Source organism: Acidovorax sp. LjRoot66 (assembly GCF_964253305.1).
Taxonomy (GTDB): domain Bacteria; phylum Pseudomonadota; class Gammaproteobacteria; order Burkholderiales; family Burkholderiaceae_C; genus Acidovorax.
Genome location: NZ_CAXUQU020000001.1, coordinates 705,648 through 721,585, shown reverse-complemented (window position 1 = coordinate 721,585; position 15,938 = coordinate 705,648). Strand labels below are relative to the sequence as shown.

Annotated in this window: 12 protein-coding genes and 1 pseudogene; 9 read left to right on the top strand and 4 right to left on the bottom strand. The window is 67.3% G+C overall.

What is annotated here, in order from left to right:
* Nucleotides 1–54 precede the first annotated feature (54 nt).
* From ACSQ3Y_RS03345 to ACSQ3Y_RS03315, 7 genes and pseudogenes are all read left to right on the top strand, one after another.
* Complete coding sequence (locus tag ACSQ3Y_RS03345) at nucleotides 55–516, top strand: MarR family winged helix-turn-helix transcriptional regulator (RefSeq protein ID WP_057202673.1); 462 nt, start codon at nucleotides 55–57, stop codon at nucleotides 514–516.
* A 235-nt stretch (nucleotides 517–751) separates the two neighbouring features.
* Entirely contained in the window at nucleotides 752–1,264 is a 513-nt protein-coding gene (locus ACSQ3Y_RS03340) for an N-acetyltransferase family protein (RefSeq protein WP_436176442.1), read from the top strand.
* A 21-nt stretch (nucleotides 1,265–1,285) separates the two neighbouring features.
* A complete protein-coding gene (locus ACSQ3Y_RS03335; protein WP_436176441.1) occupies nucleotides 1,286–2,554 on the top strand; it encodes an ABC transporter substrate-binding protein in 1,269 nt (422 codons plus the stop codon).
* A 60-nt stretch (nucleotides 2,555–2,614) separates the two neighbouring features.
* Entirely contained in the window at nucleotides 2,615–3,088 is a 474-nt protein-coding gene (locus ACSQ3Y_RS03330) for a phage tail protein (protein WP_436180077.1), read from the top strand.
* 12 nt (nucleotides 3,089–3,100) lie between these two features.
* Nucleotides 3,101–3,619 carry a phage tail protein gene (locus ACSQ3Y_RS03325; protein WP_436176440.1) on the top strand — a complete coding sequence of 173 codons (519 nt, stop codon included), beginning with the start codon at nucleotides 3,101–3,103 and terminating at the stop codon, nucleotides 3,617–3,619.
* A gap of 33 nt (nucleotides 3,620–3,652) precedes the next feature.
* Nucleotides 3,653–4,159 (top strand): phage tail protein, encoded by a 507-nt coding sequence (locus ACSQ3Y_RS03320; protein WP_436176439.1) that lies wholly within the window; start codon nucleotides 3,653–3,655, stop codon nucleotides 4,157–4,159.
* Nucleotides 4,160–4,181: 22 nt separating this feature from the next.
* Nucleotides 4,182–8,315: pseudogene (locus ACSQ3Y_RS03315) on the top strand (beta strand repeat-containing protein); the annotation flags it as partial.
* Nucleotides 8,316–9,954: 1,639 nt separating this feature from the next.
* On the opposite strand, the gene ACSQ3Y_RS03310 reads toward ACSQ3Y_RS03315, so the two are convergent.
* Together ACSQ3Y_RS03310 and alr are read right to left on the bottom strand one after the other, a co-directional pair.
* Nucleotides 9,955–10,821 (bottom strand): hypothetical protein, encoded by an 867-nt coding sequence (locus ACSQ3Y_RS03310; RefSeq protein WP_436176438.1) that lies wholly within the window; start codon nucleotides 10,819–10,821, stop codon nucleotides 9,955–9,957.
* Between the two features lie 98 nt (nucleotides 10,822–10,919).
* Nucleotides 10,920–12,038, bottom strand: a complete 1,119-nt coding sequence (alr, locus tag ACSQ3Y_RS03305) for an alanine racemase (RefSeq protein ID WP_436176437.1) — start codon at nucleotides 12,036–12,038, stop codon at nucleotides 10,920–10,922.
* Nucleotides 12,039–12,172: 134 nt separating this feature from the next.
* On the opposite strand from alr, the gene lplT reads away from it, so the two are divergent.
* Nucleotides 12,173–13,477 (top strand): lysophospholipid transporter LplT, encoded by a 1,305-nt coding sequence (gene lplT / locus ACSQ3Y_RS03300; RefSeq protein ID WP_057202682.1) that lies wholly within the window; start codon nucleotides 12,173–12,175, stop codon nucleotides 13,475–13,477.
* A 211-nt stretch (nucleotides 13,478–13,688) separates the two neighbouring features.
* The gene (locus ACSQ3Y_RS03295; RefSeq protein WP_436176436.1) at nucleotides 13,689–14,174 is read left to right on the top strand and encodes a glutathione peroxidase; all 486 of its coding nucleotides are present in this window, start codon (nucleotides 13,689–13,691) and stop codon (nucleotides 14,172–14,174) included.
* 10 nt (nucleotides 14,175–14,184) lie between these two features.
* Here ACSQ3Y_RS03295 and ACSQ3Y_RS03290 read toward each other — a convergent pair whose 3' ends face one another.
* Both ACSQ3Y_RS03290 and ACSQ3Y_RS03285 read right to left on the bottom strand, forming a co-directional pair.
* On the bottom strand, nucleotides 14,185–14,658 hold the full coding sequence (locus tag ACSQ3Y_RS03290) for a GNAT family N-acetyltransferase (RefSeq protein ID WP_436176435.1): 474 nt from the start codon (nucleotides 14,656–14,658) through the stop codon (nucleotides 14,185–14,187).
* A gap of 36 nt (nucleotides 14,659–14,694) precedes the next feature.
* Nucleotides 14,695–15,909 carry an acyltransferase family protein gene (locus tag ACSQ3Y_RS03285; protein ID WP_436176434.1) on the bottom strand — a complete coding sequence of 405 codons (1,215 nt, stop codon included), beginning with the start codon at nucleotides 15,907–15,909 and terminating at the stop codon, nucleotides 14,695–14,697.
* Nucleotides 15,910–15,938 lie beyond the last annotated feature (29 nt).

Here is a 15,938-nt window from a genome sequence, read left to right as displayed (position 1 = left end):
AATCAACCAGATCATCTCCCAACAAGTTGACTTTGTCAACCGGTTGGCTTTGCAATGCACCGCAACCGCCCCCCTGCCGATGTCTTTGAAGCGATGCACGACCTGATGCACGTGTACCGCGCGCACATGGTGCGGGCCATGGCGGCCATCCACCCCGGTCTGACGATGAACGAGGTGCGCGCCCTGGGCTTCATCGGTCGCCACCCCGGGGCCACCCAGAAAGACCTGGTACGCCACAGCGGCGCCGACAAGGCCCAGGTGGCGCGCATGGTGGCCCAGCTGGCCGAGCGCGGCTGGATCACCAGCCACCCTAACCCGGAGGACGGCCGCAGCCGCATCCTGGCCCTGAGTGCGGAAGGCCAGGCCCTGCAGGACACGGTGCGCGGCCTGCGCCAGACGCTGTCGGCCCGGTTGCTGGAAGGCTGCGATGCAGGCACCCAAGCGCAGTTGCTCGCGCTGCTGGGACAGCTGCGTGGCGAGCTGGACGCCTTGCCTGCGTGCGGCCAGCGGGGCTGACACAGGCACCACGGCCACCTGGCACCGGCCCCATGCAGAATTTGCCTGTGGCGGACCTGCCGCTTCGGGGCCACAATCGCGCCAGTCCGTAAAACTTTACGTGCAATCGTTAAAATTTGCGTGTAACTTCGAGTTTCCGCGGCCCTGCGCCGCCAGGCAGCGCCTGCCCGGATGGGAGGCAAGAAAGGTGTGGCAAGTGGGAGCGTCAACGGCGAAGCAGCAGCAGGCCCTCGCGTTGCGTCCTGCGACGGAGCAGGACGCCGCGTTCCTGTGCGCCGTGTACCGCTCGGTGCGCGAGCCGGAGTTGCTGGCCATCGGCTGGCCCGATGCGCAGATCACCGCCTTCTGTGAAATTCAGCACCGCTTTCGCACGGCCGGGTACGAACAGTACCTGCCGCCCGTGGAAAGCACCCTCCTGCTGTGGGAAGACACCCCGGTGGGAATGCTGGCAGTGTGCCGCGCCCCGGAACGCTGGGTGCTCGTGGCCATCGAAATCCTCCCGTCAGCCCGCAGCAAAGGCATAGGCACCGAAGTCATCGCCCGCCTCCAGCAGGAGGCCAAGGCCGCTGGCGTCGGCTTGCAGCTGCAGACCCGCACCAACAGCCCGGCACTGCGCCTTTACGAGCGCTGCGGCTTCGCCTGCGTGGCCAGCGATGGCGCGGTGCAGCGCATGGAATGGCCACACGGCAAGACCCGGGCGTCCAGAAGGCCGGGAAAGAACGGCGAGAACCCGAAAACGGTGGACTGATTGAACGAGGAACACAACTCCATGGAATTGCAGGAATACACGCATCCGGGCAGCCCGCTGCTGGCGTCGGAAGGCCGGCGCCGCTTCATGGCCCATGCGGGGATGATGACGGCCTCCGCCCTGGCACTGGGCGGGACGGGTGCAGCTATGGTGGCCGTGCAGTCGCCGCTGCCCGCGACGCCGCTCGCACCGGGCATGGCACCGCTGCGCGTGGGCATGCTGCTGCCTGAGGCCCAGGCATACCCCTCGATGGCTGCGCAATTGATGGAAGGCGCCCAGGCCTATGCAGCGCAGGCCGCCGGCCCGGCCCTGCAGTTCCTGCCCGTGGTCTATGGCAACCGCCCGAGCCAAGCCGAGCAGGCGGCAGCCGAACTCCTGGCTCGCACGGGCGTGGACCTGCTGGGCGGCTTCGTCTGTGCCAATACCGCCGCGCAATGGGAGCCCCTGCTCGCGCAGCACGGGGTGCCGCTGCTCGTGGGCGATGCCGGGGCCAATGCCCTGGCTCCCACGGCCCGCTCCGCCTGGGTGGTACGCAACAGCCTGGCTTACTGGCAGACAGCCTGGGCCACCGGCCGCTGGGCCGCCAAGGCGCTGGGTCCCCGGGCCGTGGTGGCCACGGCTCCGGCCGACAGCGCCTTCGACCACCTGCCCGCTTTCGAGCGCGGATTCGCTTCGGCGGGCGGACGGGTGCAGGACATGCTGTTCACCTCCGCCCCCAACGGCACCAGCCGCCTGGACACGCTGGCCCAGAAGGTCCGCCAGACGCGGCCGGACTTCGTCTATGTGCTGGCATCGGGCGCCGATGCCGCAGCGTTCCACCAGTTCTGGAACGCCTCGGACATGTCCGCGCAGCTGCCCCTGGTGGCAGCGGGCATGCTGGGTGAAGACCTAGCCCGCTCCCCGCGGGTGGCAGGTCAGGTGTGGGCCGCGCGGACGCATGCCGGCGACCACCCCGCCCTGGCCGCCCGTGCGAGCGCCTTGCCAACACCGTTCCACCTGCTGGGCTTCGAGATGGCGCAGCGCATGCACGCTGCAGCCGTCCAGGGTGGCGGGCAGGCACGCGGCCTTGCGCTGGCCCAGGCCATGGCACTGGCCGCGCTGCAAACCCCGCGCGGCGAGGTGCGCATCGATCCGTCCACGGGCGAAACCGTGGCGCCCATCCATCTGCAAGGCCTGCACCAGGGCCCTGCCCTTGCCGCCGTCTCCTTGCCCGCGGCCGGCGCTGCCGCCTGCCAGGGGCTGTGCGATGTCCTGATCAGCAGGGCTCTGGGCACCTACCTCGCCACATGACCACCAAGAACATCCAGGAAAGCAACTGACATGGGACAACCATATGTAGGCGAGATCCGCATGTTTGCCGGGACCTTCGCCCCGGCAGGCTGGATGCTCTGCCAAGGGCAGCTGCTGCCCATCTCCGAGAACGAAACCCTGTTCCAGCTCATTGGCACCACTTACGGTGGCGATGGGCAAAGCACCTTCGGCCTGCCCGATCTGCAAAGCCGGGCACCCGTGCACGCCGGCAACGGCTACACCCTTGCCGAAACAGGTGGCGTGGAATCGGTCACCCTCACGTTCAACCAGATGGCTGCGCACAACCATGCACTGGTCTATGGCGTGGGCACTCAGGCCTCGCCCCAGGGCGGCAAACTCGGGATCACGCCAGCGCGGGACTTCCGCTACGCCAGCAGCGGGGCGCCCACGGTGCAGCTCAAGGCGGATGCGGTGGAGCAGGTCGGGGGCGCACAGCCCCACGACAACATGTCCCCCTATCTGGTGGTGAACTTCATCATCTCGCTGTACGGGATCTTCCCGTCGCAAAACTGAGCAAGGCAAACCATGGCCAATCCGTTTGTGGCGGAAATCCGCATGTTCCCCTTCAATTTCGCACCCAAAGGCTGGCTGCCCTGCGATGGGCGGCTGCTGCCCATTTCGCAGAACACGGCGCTGTTCTCCCTGCTGGGTACCTTCTATGGCGGCGACGGCAAGTCCACCTTTGCCTTGCCAGATCTCATGGGCCGAACACCCATGGGGCCAGGCCAGGGACCTGGGCTGAGTCTTTACGACATCGGCCAGAGCGGCGGGTCGGAAACCGTGAGCCTGCGCAGCACGGAAATACCGCCGCACACCCACGCGCTCTCGGGCGTGGCCGCCATCGGAGACACGGACGTCCCTACGGGGCCGCTGCTGGCCCAGTCGAGCATCCGCTCGTCGGTCTACGCACCGAGCGCCGACACAAAGATGGCAGCCACCGCGATGGCAAGCGCGGGCACCGGCGCGCCCCACAACAACATGTCGCCCTACCTCACGCTCGGGTTCTATATCGCCACCCAAGGCGTTTTCCCGCCACGCTCATGACGCGCCCCCACAGCACCCATTCCGGAGCATTCCATGGCTGAGCCCTTTCTGAGCGAGATCCGCATCTGCAGTTTCAATTTCCCGCCCAAGGGCTGGGCGTTTTGCAATGGGCAGCTCTTGCCCATCAACCAGAACCAGGGCCTGTTCTCGTTGCTCGGCACCACCTATGGAGGGGACGGGCGGGTCAACTTCGCCCTTCCCGACCTCAGGGCTCGCCGCCCGCTGATGGAAGGCAACGGGCACACGCTCGGTGAACGCGCAGGTTCGGACTCCCATACCCTAAGCCTGCAGGAAATGCCGGAGCACACCCACACCATCAAGGCCTCCACCGCCGTGGGCACCCAGGCCTCGCCGGCCAATGGCTACCTGGCCGCCTCGAACGTGGATGTGCCCTACACCGGAGGCCAGGGCACTCTGCTGGGTGGCAACAGCAGCGCGGTCACGAACGTGGGCGGCTCCCAGCCCCATGAAAACCGCCCGCCATTCCTGGTACTGAACTTCATCATTGCGCTGCAGGGCATCTTCCCTTCGCCGAACTGACCATCTCACCACCCCATACGGCATGCGCAAAAGCGCTGCCCGGCCCCTGGCCGACGAAGGAGTCGACTTCATGCAACGATGGATAAAAGCCCTGCGCCAGCGACCGCTGACTGGCATGGCTGTACTGGCAATAGCCTTGTGCACTGCAGGCCAGGCGCATGCAGGAACAGTGATGGTCACGAGCGAACAGGATGATGGCACAGGCGGCTGCACGTTACGCAATGCCATTGCCAGTACCAACACGGGCGGCGCACAAATGGGGTGTGCGGGTGCCGACGCCGGCCCCAACACCATCGTTTTCGCCAGTGCACTGAACGGAAAGCCGATTAAGTTGATCGGATCTGTTCCATTGAGCATCACCCGTTCCGTGACCATCACGGGCTCCGGAGTAGCCAACATCACGATCGAGGGTGGGCAAGCGAAGCAGACAGGAAGGAAGGTGTTCGACATTCCGCCGGGCAGTGCCATCGCGGTCACCATCAGCAATCTTACCGTCCTGCGGGGCAGCGCCTTGGCCAGCAGCGGGTTGAGTTCAGGTGGAGGCTTATTCATCGCAAGTGAAGCCACCGTCACGCTCAGCAACTGCGCATTTACCGACAACTACGCGCAATCCAGCGGCGGCGCCATCGAAAACCGGGGCACGCTGACAGTCACCAACTGCACCTTCACCGGCAACGAAGCGCGCGGCGAAGGCGGCGTGATCCGCAACATCGGCCTGCTCACGGTGAACGGCAGCACTTTCAGCACGAACAAAGCCGAGCGCGGCGGAGCCATCTGGATCAGCCACCCTTCGGCCACCATCAACATCAACACCTCCAGCTTCAACGGCAACTCCGGCTCCAGCAACGGCGGTGTGACCGCCTATGGCGGTGCGCTGATGAATGCGGACGAAAGCGGCGCAACGCTGGTGCTGGGTAGCAACAGCAATGGCGGAGGCAACGACGCAGGCGGCAACGGCAACGTGGTGTGGGAAGGCAATCCCATGGTCAAGGTGCTGCCTACCACGCCCATCCTGGCGGGTGCGTCCGCACCACTTTCCGTGGAAGTGCGCGGCCCCTTCTATGCCGCCACAGGCACCGTGGGCCTGCGCACCGGGCTGGCAGCGATTGCCGGGTGCGGCGCCCTGTCCTTGACGGGACAGGGCGAGGCCAGCTGCAGCGCAGCGGGCCTGCCATTGGGCGTACACACCATCTCCGCCGACTATTCGGGCGACAGCAACCATGCTGGCGGCTTCTCGACGGGCGTGGCCCAGGTGGTGAACGGCTACACCAACCAGAATGCCACCCAGGTCAAGGTGACCGGCCCGGCCAATGCCACGGTCTGGGTGGACAGCGCGAACGTCGGCACGCTCGACGCCCAAGGCACGCTGATCACGACCGTGAACACGCCTGCGCCCGATGGCAACAAGAGCTTTGCCATCCAGACCCGGGCCGATGCCACGGTGCTGACCAACAGCACGCTGAGCATCACCCGTGACAGCACCCAGCCCGCCTGGTCCGGTCTGCAGCCGGCCAGCTCAGGCTACCTGAAGAACGGCGCCATGCTGGACTACCAGCTCAGCGAGAACGCCGCCAGCGCCAGCATCAGCTTCAACCGCACAGGGGGAAGCGCGGATCCTGCGACGCATACCTGCACCCTGCAGGGCGGTGCGCTGCTTTCCGGCGCGCACAGCATCGCCCTGGGCACGGGCGCCAATGGCTGCGCAGCCAATACCGCGCTGGTGGAAGGCGCTATCTATACGCTGACCTTTGTCGCGACGGATGTGGCGGGCAATGTGTCGACAGCCACCACGACCACAGGCGTCACCTACGACACCCTGTCACCCGCCTTTACAGCCCTGTCTCCGGCCTCGAGCGGCGCACTCAAGATCGGCAGCACGCTGGGCTTCTCGCTCAGCGAACCGGTGGCCAGCGGCCGCATCGTGGCAACGCGCACCTCGGGCCCTGCCGACGCGGGCTCACCCCATACCTGCACGCTGCAGGGCACGGCACTGGCTGCCGCTGCCGGGGCGCGCCAGGTAGCACTGACCGCCAACACCAATGGCTGCGCGGCAGCGCTCAACCTGGTCGACGGCGCGGTATACAACTTCGACTTCGATGCCACCGATACGGCCGGCAACAGCGCCGCCACGGTCCAGCTCACCGGCATCACCTACGACAACACGCTGCCCACGGCCCAGCTCACCCTGCCCGTCTACAGCACGGTGCGCAACGTCCCCATCGGAGCTGCCTTCACCGGGACCGACACGGGCTCGGGCATCGCCACCGACGGCTACTGCCTGCAAGACACCAACGCCGTGGGCACCTGCGCCTGGGGGGCCCAGCCTCCCAGCTTCCCCTTCGCCAGCGATGGCCCAAAGACGCTGTACGGCTTTGTGCGCGACAAGGCGGGCAATGTCTCTGCAGCCGCCAGCGCCTCTCTCACGGTGGACACCGGTGTGCCTGTCGCTCCGACACTGACCACCACGCCCTCCTGGGCCACCGGCAACGCGATGCAGGTGGAGGTCCAGGGCGAGGTGGGTGCACAGATCTGGGTCAACGGCGTGAACACCGGCCAGACCGTGGGTGCTGGCGGAAAGACCACCATCACGCTGGACACCAGCGCCATTGCCGAAGGGCAGCGCCAGACCTTCAGCATCACGCTGCGAGACGCCGCCGGCAACATCAGTGCTGCGCTTAGCGTGGAACTCACCCGCGATGGCCAGGCCCCGGCTTTCAGCGCTATCGCCCCGGTCGCCAATGGTGCAATCAAGGCCGGCAGCACGCTGGACTTCACGCTCAGCGAAGCTGCGGCAACGGCCCGCATCACTGCCCAACGCACCGCCGGCACGCCGGATGGCGCGTCACCGCACATCTGCACCCTGCAGGGAACTGCCTTGGCCGCAGGCGCCCACCAAGTGGCCTTGACCGCCGATGCCAACGGCTGCGCAGCGGCGCTCAACCTGGTCGATGGTGCGGTCTATGCTTTCGCCTTCGAAGCCACGGACGCGGCGGGCAACACGTCCACACCCGCATCAGTGGCGGGGATCACGTACGACACCACAGTCCCCGTGGCCCAGCTGAGCCTGCCAAGCTATAGCACCGTGCGCAATGTCTCCATCGGGGCCGCCTTGAGCGGTACCGACACGGGTTCGGGCATTACCACCGATGGCTACTGCCTGCTGGACACCAACGCGGTGGGCAGTTGCACCTGGGGCACACAGCCTCCCGGCTTCCTATTCGCCAGCGATGGTCCCAAGACGCTGTACGGCTTTGTGCGCGACAAGGCGGGCAATATCTCTGCAGTCGCCAGCGCCACCCTCACGGTAGACAGTGGCGTACCCGTCGCGCCGACACTGGCCACCCCCCCCGCATACGCCATCGGCAACTCCACCATCGTGGAAGTCCGGGGAGAAGTCGGTGCCCAGGTCTGGGTCAACGGCGCCAACACCAGCCTGGTCATCGACGGGACCGGCAAGGTCAACGTCCCGCTCGATACGAGCGGCATCGCCAACGGCAATCAGGCGATCTACAGCATCACCCTGCGCGATGCGGCGGGCAATGTAAGCACACCCTCGCTGGACCTGCAACTGGCGCGCGACACGAACACCCCCCTGTTCAGCGCCCTGGCGCCTGCCAGCAACAGCGCCATCAAGGTTGGCAGCACCCTGGGTTTCACGCTCAGCAAGGCCGTGGTCAGTGCCCTCATCACCGCCACCCAGTCGGGCGGGGTTGCCGATGGCGCATCGCCCCACACCTGCATGCTGCAGGGCACGGCCCTGACGGCCGGCGCCCACACCGTGGCGTTGACCGCCGATGCCAATGGCTGCACGGCTCCCCTCAACCTGGTGGACGGTGCGGTGTACACCTTCGCGTTCGGTGCGACCGATGCGGCCAGCAATGCCGCGGTGGCCGCCTCCATCACGGGCGTGAAGTACGACATCAGCGCTCCGACGGCGCCGGTGGTGACCACGCCTGCCAACAACGCGTCGGGCGAGGGCCCCTCCCTTGTCCTCCGCGGCACAGCAGAGGCTGATAGCCGTGTGGAGGTCTACGAAGGCGCCACCCTGCTGGGCAGCGCCACGGCCACGGGCGGCAACTTCTCGGTGACGGTGTCCGGCCTGGCTTTCGCGGTGCACAACTTCACGCTCAAGGCCAGGGATGCTGCCGGCAACGAAAGTGCCAGCAGCCCGGTGCTGATCTATACGGCCCTGGTGCCCAGCAGCTCCGGCGGCCCGTCCACCCCCACCGGCCCGATCGTGACGGAAGGCAGTGTGGCGGTGACGCCGAGCACACCGGTCACCGTGGGCGGCAGCGTCCAGGTGACGGCTGCGCCAGGCAGTACGATCACGCTCAGCCCGCAATCGGGTGGCTCCACCATCACGTTGCCGCCTGCAGGCAACGGCGGCACCCCTGCGCCGGTGACCCTGGTGATAGGCGGGCAGACCTTCAGCATCCAGCCCCAGTCCGATACGGCCACGGTGCTCACCGTGGTGACGCTGATTGGAGCCAACGGCCAGCCCCAGGTGGCCCTGGTGCTCAACCCATCGCCCTCCGGCGACTCCCAGGTGACGCTCAGTGGCTCGGTGAGCCAGGGCACGGTGGTGGCCCTGCTGTCCACCAGCCAGGGCAACCTGCCACTGACCTCTCTGGGCAGTGGCGTGGTGTCGGTGACACTGGTGACGACCCCGCGCGCCGCAGCAGGCACCCCGCAGTCGTGGAGCGTGTTTGTGCGCGAAGGCCGGATTGCACTGCCACCGGCAGCCAACGGGGCCGCCGCCGTGACGGTGTACAGCGGCGAAGTGGCACGGCTGGACGGCACCGGCAAGGTGCTGAGCGTGCGCCTGGGCACTGTGGCCGGTACCGGCCTGGGTGACCCGGTAGTGCGCGCCGATCTGCCGGCCGGCATCAATGCCAGCGGGGGCTTCGTGCGCCTTGCGGGCGTGCCCACCCGCACGGGCGGCAGCACGCCGTTGGAAACCCTGGTCAACAACGGCCTGCGCACCGTTGGCATCACCAGCGCGGCGCAGGCTGCGGATGGCAGCGTCACCTGGACCCTGGGCGGCGTGAGCTTCCCCGTGGTGCCGCTGGAAGTGCGTGTGGTGCCCGGCCGCGCCGATGGCGCGACCGTGGCGGACGATGGCAGCATCGAGGTGGCCACGGCAGGCCTGGTGACCCGCTTCGGACCGGCCCTGCAGTCCCTGCCCTCCATGGGCCAGGCCCTCACGGCCCTGGGCGCCACGACGGTACTGCAGCCCAATGGGGCCCTGCGCGTCTCCCTGGGCAGCACCGTCTTCCACCTGCGCGCGCAATGGTTGCCGATGGGCCGCACGGGCAATGCCCCAGGCTTCGTCTTCCACAGCACGACCGGCCTGGTCTTCACGGATGCGAATGGTGTGAGCCAGGCGCTGCAGGGCGACGTAGCCGACTACGACGGGCTCACCAGCTTGCTGCAATCGCTCCTGGGCACGGCCACCGTCCTGCGCACCGGCCTCGACCTGCAGACCGAGCTGATCGTGGCCGGCCAGCGCTTTCAGCTGGTGCCCGACCTGGCTCTGCTGCCTGCGGGCACGGGGCCTGCCGACAGCAACTGGTGGTTTGAAGGCAGCAAGCTATTCGTCCGCTACACCGGTGGCCTGGTACAGGGCTTTGCTGTGACGGCACGCTGAGCACACCAGCAAGAACCCTGTCCAGCCGCACAAAGCGGGGGGCGCCCAAGGCGCCTCCCGCTTTTTTTTGGGGTGGCCGGAATGATGCCAGGTAGACGGCCCGAACCTGTACTGGTGTGGTTGAGCATGCGCCCGACCAGCGCAGGGTTCAGCGTGCCTTCATGCCGGACTGTATGGCCCGCACCGCCTCGGGCAGCGAATTCACATGGGGCAGGAAATGGTCGATGGTGGCGCCCAGCGCCACGGCGCACACCACGGCGCCAAGCATGGGCTTCCAGGTCAGGCGCACGGCGGCGCTGAGCCAGCGCTCGCGTTCCACGCCCATGGCGGCGCGTGCCGTCACCACGGAAAAGGCCAGCTCCACCGCCACGGTGAGCAGTACGTCCCAGCCGAAGAACAGCATGGCCAGGGCGCCCGCGCCGAAGACGATGGCGGCCCCGATCAGGAAGATGGCGACGATGGGGATGACCACCACCGCGCCTTCGTCAGCGCCCGACACCGCATCGGCCGCACCGCTGGCCAGGTCGCCCAGGCCGGAGCCCGCGTCCGAGAGCCCCGAGCCGAAGTCGCCTGAGCCACTGCCGGTGTGCACGCTGCTCCCACCGGATCGGGGCATGGGCATGCGCGGCCCGCCACCACCGCGCCAGGTCACGGCATCGATCGCCATGTCCGCCACATCCGTCGCGGCCTCGGCCGCATTGCCCGCGCCGCTGCCAGAATCGCCGTCCTCATCTATCAAACGGGCGGCCCACATGCGCAGCACCAGCAGGTAGCCCACATAGCCGACCGAGAGGGTGACCAGGTAACGCAGCGCCAGCGTCTCCATGCCCAGCAGCATCTGCACGTGCGATATGCACCACATGATGAGCAGCGTGAAGCCGCCGATCAGAAAGCCGTGCAGGCGCAGGCTGTAGCGCTGCTGCAGGCTGTCCACCAGCTGGTGCTGGGGCTGCATGCGCACGGAGCGCCAGTTCGAGGTCTTTTTACGGGAACTGCTGCGCTTGTTGTCGGCCATGGATGGCACTCCTGTCAGAGCGGATGGTCAGGCGCGCAGCGTACCCGATCCAGCCGTGTTTCACGGAATTGCCCGCGTGGCACACCGTGAAGAAATCCTCATTCCACGGCGACGGGCACGCGCTGCGCCAGCGCGCACATGAGCTCCCAGGACACGGTACCCGCCGGCTGGGCCACTTCATCGATGGTCAGCACGGCGCCGTTGCCGGCCCGGCCCCAGAGCGTGACCTCGCTGCCAAAACCGACATCCGTGCCCAGCGCCATGCCCGACTGCAGCAGCGGCGTCAGGTCCACGGTGACCATGTCCATGCTCACCCGGCCCACGATGCGCGTGCGCACGCCATTGACCAGCACCGGCGTGCCGGTGGGGCAGTGGCGCGGGTAGCCGTCGCCGTAGCCGCAGGCAGCCACACCGATGGTGAGCGGCCCCTCGGCGGTGAAGCTCGAACCATAGCCCACGGTGTCGCCCGCCTGCAATTGCTGCACGGCCAGCAGCTTGGTGGACAGCGTCATCGTGGGCTCCAGCCCCCAGTGGCCGGCCGAGTTCTCCGGGTGATCGGGCGCGTTGCCGTACAGCACGATGCCCGCGCGCACCCAGTCGGCGCGCACAGCCGCGTCAGCGCTGTGGCGCAGGGTGGCAGCGCTGTTGGAGAGTGTGCGCTCACCCGGCAGGTCGGCGGCGGCGGTGTTGAACGCGGCCATCTGGTGGGCAATGCCGCGCGGGCCGTCGGCATCGCTGAAATGGGTCATGAACGAGATCTCGTCCACCTGCGGCAGCGCGTTGAGCCGGGCCCAGGCAGCGCGGTAGCGTTGGGGCGTGAAGCCCAGGCGGTTCATGCCCGAGTTCATCTTCAGGAACACGCGGTGCGGCACCTGCGTCTTGTGGGTGGCCAGCATATCGATCTGCTCGTCGCAGTGCACGGCATGCCACAGGTTAAGGCGCGAGCACAGCTCCAGGTCGCGCAGCTCGAACACGCCTTCGAGCAGCAGGATCGGGCCGCGCCAGCCCAATTGGCGCACGCGCTCGGCCTCGGCCAGGTCCAGCAGGGCAAAGCCGTCGGCCCCGCGCAAGCCCTCATAGGCACGCTCGATGCCATGGCCGTAGGCATTGGACTTGACCACGGCCCAGACCTTGGCGTCGGGCGTGCTGCTGCGCACGCGTTCCAGGTTGTGGTGCAGGGCGGCGGTGTGGATGGTGGCTTGTATCGGGCGTGGCATGGGGTTTGACCGGGTGGGATGTCCAGGATTCTGGCACCGTGACCGTTTACCCACGTGATATAACCATCCGTCGGCCAACAGGCTCCCCATATTTAACAGGGCATCAGTCCAACTGATGCAGCACCAGCCATTCGATGAAGCGCGGTTTTTACACCATCATGTCGGCGCAGTTCTTCAGCTCGCTGGCCGACAATGCGCTGTTCGTGGCCGCTGTCGAACTCCTCCGTTCCGAAGGTGCCCCCGAGTGGCAGCGCGCCGCCCTGGTGCCCATGTTCGCGCTGTTCTACGTGGTGCTGGCGCCCTTCGTGGGCGCTTTTGCCGACGCCTTGCCCAAGGGCAAGGTGATGTTCGTTAGCAATGCCATCAAGGTGGTGGGCTGCCTGATGATGCTGTTCGGCTCACACCCCCTCATTGCCTATGCGGTGGTGGGGCTGGGCGCTGCGGCCTACTCGCCCGCCAAGTACGGCATCCTGACCGAACTGCTGCCCGCCTCCCAACTGGTCAAGGCCAATGGCTGGATCGAAGGGCTCACCATCGCCTCCATCATTCTCGGGGTGCTGCTGGGCGGCCAGCTCGTCGGGCACAACGTCTCGGGCATGATGCTGAGCTTCGACTTTCCGATGATCGACACCGGCGTGGACACGCCTGCCGAAGCAGCCATCGCCGGGCTGATCTTCATCTACATCCTGGCAGCCTGGTTCAACACCCGCATCCCGCACACGGGTGTGGAGATGCGCCCCATGCGATCCGACCCCTCGCGCAGCATCCTGGCCAACACCATGGCGCTGCTGCCCGACTTCTGGGCCTGCAACAACCGCCTGTGGCGCGACAAGCTGGGCCAGATCTCGCTGGCCACCACCACCCTGTTCTGGGGGGCGGGCGGGAATCTCAAGTTCATCGTGCTGGCCTGGGCCGGCGTGGCTCTGGGCTACAACACCACGCAGGCCTCGGCCCTTACCGGCGTGGTGGCCATCGGTACCGCCGTGGGCGCCGTGGTGGCCTCCATGCGCATGCGGCTGGATATGGCCACCCGGGTCATCCCGCTCGGTATCGCCATGGGCCTGCTGCTGATATTGATGGTCTTCATCAAGAACATCTGGCTGGCCATTCCCTTTTTGATCCTGCTGGGCGGCCTGGGCGGCTACCTGGTCGTGCCCATGAATGCGCTGCTGCAGCACCGCGGCCACAACCTCATGGGCGCCGGCCGCTCCATCGCCGTGCAGAACTTCAACGAGCAAGCCTGCATCCTGGCGCTGGGCGCCTTCTACAGCCTGTCGCTCAAGTTCGGCCTGTCGGTGTTCGGCGCGATCACCATCTTCGGCCTGGTGGTGGCAGCCATCATGTGGATCATCCGCCGCTGGCACCAGCGCAACTGCGTGAACCACCGCGAAGAGGTGGAGCACCTGCTGCATATCGCGCGCCAGGACGCACATCACTAAGGCATCCCCCTGAGGCGCTGACGCGCCTTCCCCCTTCTCTCGAATTGCTGCGCAATTCGGGAAGGGGGGACACCGCCAGCGCGGCGGGGCGGCCCTTGCGCGGCGGTCACTGGCTTGGGCCGCGCGCCTTGCACAGGCCGCAGCGATACCTGTGCGGGCAAATACATCGTACAGCGGCTACCATGGGCCCTTCAGCCACCGAGGAACCCCCATGCCCGACAGCATCTACGATTTCGAAGCCCAGCAGATGAATGGCCAGAGCGTGCCGCTTTCGCAGTACCAGGGAAAGGTGATGCTCATCGTCAACACGGCCAGCGCCTGCGGGTTCACACCGCAGTTCGGCGGGCTCGAAGAGTTGCACAAGGCGTACGGCGACAAGGGGCTGATGGTGCTGGGCTTTCCCTGCAACCAGTTCGGCAGCCAAGACCCGGGCAGCAACGACGAGATCGCGAGTTTCTGCCAGCTCAACTACGGCGTGAGCTTTCCGATGATGGCCAAGATCGACGTCAACGGTGCCAACGCCTCGCCGCTCTACCAATGGCTCAGCGCAGAGGCCCCGGGCCTTCTGGGCAGCAAGGCCATCAAGTGGAATTTCACCAAGTTCCTGGTGGGCAAGGACGGCAAGGTGATCCGCCGCTATGCGCCGCAGGATGCGCCCAAGAAGCTGGCTGGCGACATCGAGGCAGCGCTGGCCTGAAGCCCAGGTCCTACGCCTGCCAGCGGCACAGCACGCGCTCACGCCCTGTGATCGGGTGGCGGTCGTGCCCGTGCTCCTGCAGGCCGTAGCGCGCATAGAAGCGGCGCGCCCGCAGGTTGGTGCTGGCCACATGCAGCGACCAGCCCTGCGGGCAGAGCTCACACACATGGGCCACCAGGGCAGCGCCGATGCCGGTCCCTTGCGCGCCGGGGTCGACGAACAGCTGGTGCAGATGGGCCGCCTCCATGTCCAGCACCATGAACGCCACGGCGGTTCCGTCGTGCACCCCCACCAGCGTGAGGCAGGGCGGGCCGAACTCGGCATGGACTCGCTCCAGCCAATGCGCCAGGGGCGCCACCTCGGCCACCAACGGATTGGCCGAGGCCCAGGCCCGGCGCCACAGGGCTGCCAGCATCGGGGCATCGGTCCCGGTAGCGGGCCGCAGCGCTGAGAGTCCGGCAAGGTTCGGTGGGGTGGATTCCATGGATTTCGGAGTGGCCAGGCGGCCAGTATCGCGCCATCACGGCATCTGCGGCGAACCCAGCGAAAGCCCTGCCGCCCGTGGTCGCAAGCCCTTGGCTCCTCGGGGCAACCCGAACAGCGGCCGCAGCCACCGCACCCGTCGCACCACCGCCGTCATGGCCCAGCACACCAGCACCGTGCCGGCCAGCAGGGCCAGCGGCTCCAGCACCGGGCCGAGCTGCCAGCGTGCCAGTGCCACCGCCAGCACGATGATGGCGGTCTGGTGCAGCAGATACCAGGGGTAGACCGCCTCCTGCGCCCAGCGCAGCCAGGGCCATGGCCGGTTGAGCCGGTGGTGGGCCCAGCCCAGGATGGCCAGCAGCGTGCTCCACAGGTACAGGTCGGCCAGCACGCGCATGGCAGTGCGCGCCAGCCAGCCGCCCTGCTGCACGGCCACACCGCGCAGCGCCGTGAACAGCACCAGCAGTGCCAGTGCCGCGACCAGGGCGCGCCAGCGCAGGCGCACCAGCTCGGCCCACAGGCCGGCGTCGAGCCCGATCCAGTAGCCATACAGGAAGAGCGTGAAGTACACCGCATGCAGCCAGGCGTCGTGAATGAGGTCGTGGGTGGGCGGAAAATGCCGCCACAGCAGCACCGAATACAGCACCAGCGGCAGCACGGGCCAGGCAAAGAGCGCCAGGCCACGCAGGCCGGTGAACGCCCGGCGCAGCCGCTGGCCCGGTGCGGACTCCAGCCAGGGCAGCAGCACGGCCAGCACCACGGTGTAGGCCCACAGGTAGGCCAGGTACCACAGGTGGTTCCAGGTCACGCGGGCCTCCCAGCCATCGAAGGCGCCGGCCGGCCAGGGGCCCCCGCCGTAGTAGCGCAACAGGAAGGCGCCGAAGCCCGGAGTGATCAGGCCATTGGCCACGCCCTGCACATAGGGCTGGTAGGGCACGACCACCGCCATGCCAAAGGCCAGGGGCAGCAGCAGGCGCCCACTGCGCAGCCGGACCAGCCCCGCCAGCGTCTGCCCCCGGCGCACCAGGCCGAGCGCCAGGCCGGAGACCAGGAACACCAGGTCCATGCGCCAGAGATTCAGTGCCCGCATGGGCATCTGCAGCCACTCTGCGGCGTGCGGGCTCTTGATGTGCCAATGCCAGTCGGCCACGTAGTACATGGCGACGTGGTAGACGATGACCAGGGCGAAGGCCAGGGCGCGCAGGGCATCGATGTCGTGGCGGCGGAAAATGGAGTGCGATCGAGCAGTCATGGCCCCATGCTCGGGCGCTCCGACGGCGC

What these genes read in the sequence shown, in the direction of transcription:
- ACSQ3Y_RS03285 (WP_436176434.1), bottom strand. Translation starts at nt 15,909, where the DNA reads ATGACTGCTCGATCGCACTCCATTTTCCGCCGCCACGACATCGATGCC.
- ACSQ3Y_RS03320 (WP_436176439.1), top strand. Translation starts at nt 3,653, where the DNA reads ATGGCTGAGCCCTTTCTGAGCGAGATCCGCATCTGCAGTTTCAATTTC.
- ACSQ3Y_RS03330 (WP_436180077.1), top strand. Translation starts at nt 2,615, where the DNA reads ATGTTTGCCGGGACCTTCGCCCCGGCAGGCTGGATGCTCTGCCAAGGG.
- lplT (WP_057202682.1), top strand. Translation starts at nt 12,173, where the DNA reads ATGAAGCGCGGTTTTTACACCATCATGTCGGCGCAGTTCTTCAGCTCG.
- ACSQ3Y_RS03310 (WP_436176438.1), bottom strand. Translation starts at nt 10,821, where the DNA reads ATGGCCGACAACAAGCGCAGCAGTTCCCGTAAAAAGACCTCGAACTGG.
- ACSQ3Y_RS03290 (WP_436176435.1), bottom strand. Translation starts at nt 14,658, where the DNA reads ATGGAATCCACCCCACCGAACCTTGCCGGACTCTCAGCGCTGCGGCCC.
- alr (WP_436176437.1), bottom strand. Translation starts at nt 12,038, where the DNA reads ATGCCACGCCCGATACAAGCCACCATCCACACCGCCGCCCTGCACCAC.
- ACSQ3Y_RS03345 (WP_057202673.1), top strand. Translation starts at nt 55, where the DNA reads ATGCACCGCAACCGCCCCCCTGCCGATGTCTTTGAAGCGATGCACGAC.
- ACSQ3Y_RS03325 (WP_436176440.1), top strand. Translation starts at nt 3,101, where the DNA reads ATGGCCAATCCGTTTGTGGCGGAAATCCGCATGTTCCCCTTCAATTTC.
- ACSQ3Y_RS03335 (WP_436176441.1), top strand. Translation starts at nt 1,286, where the DNA reads ATGGAATTGCAGGAATACACGCATCCGGGCAGCCCGCTGCTGGCGTCG.
- ACSQ3Y_RS03295 (WP_436176436.1), top strand. Translation starts at nt 13,689, where the DNA reads ATGCCCGACAGCATCTACGATTTCGAAGCCCAGCAGATGAATGGCCAG.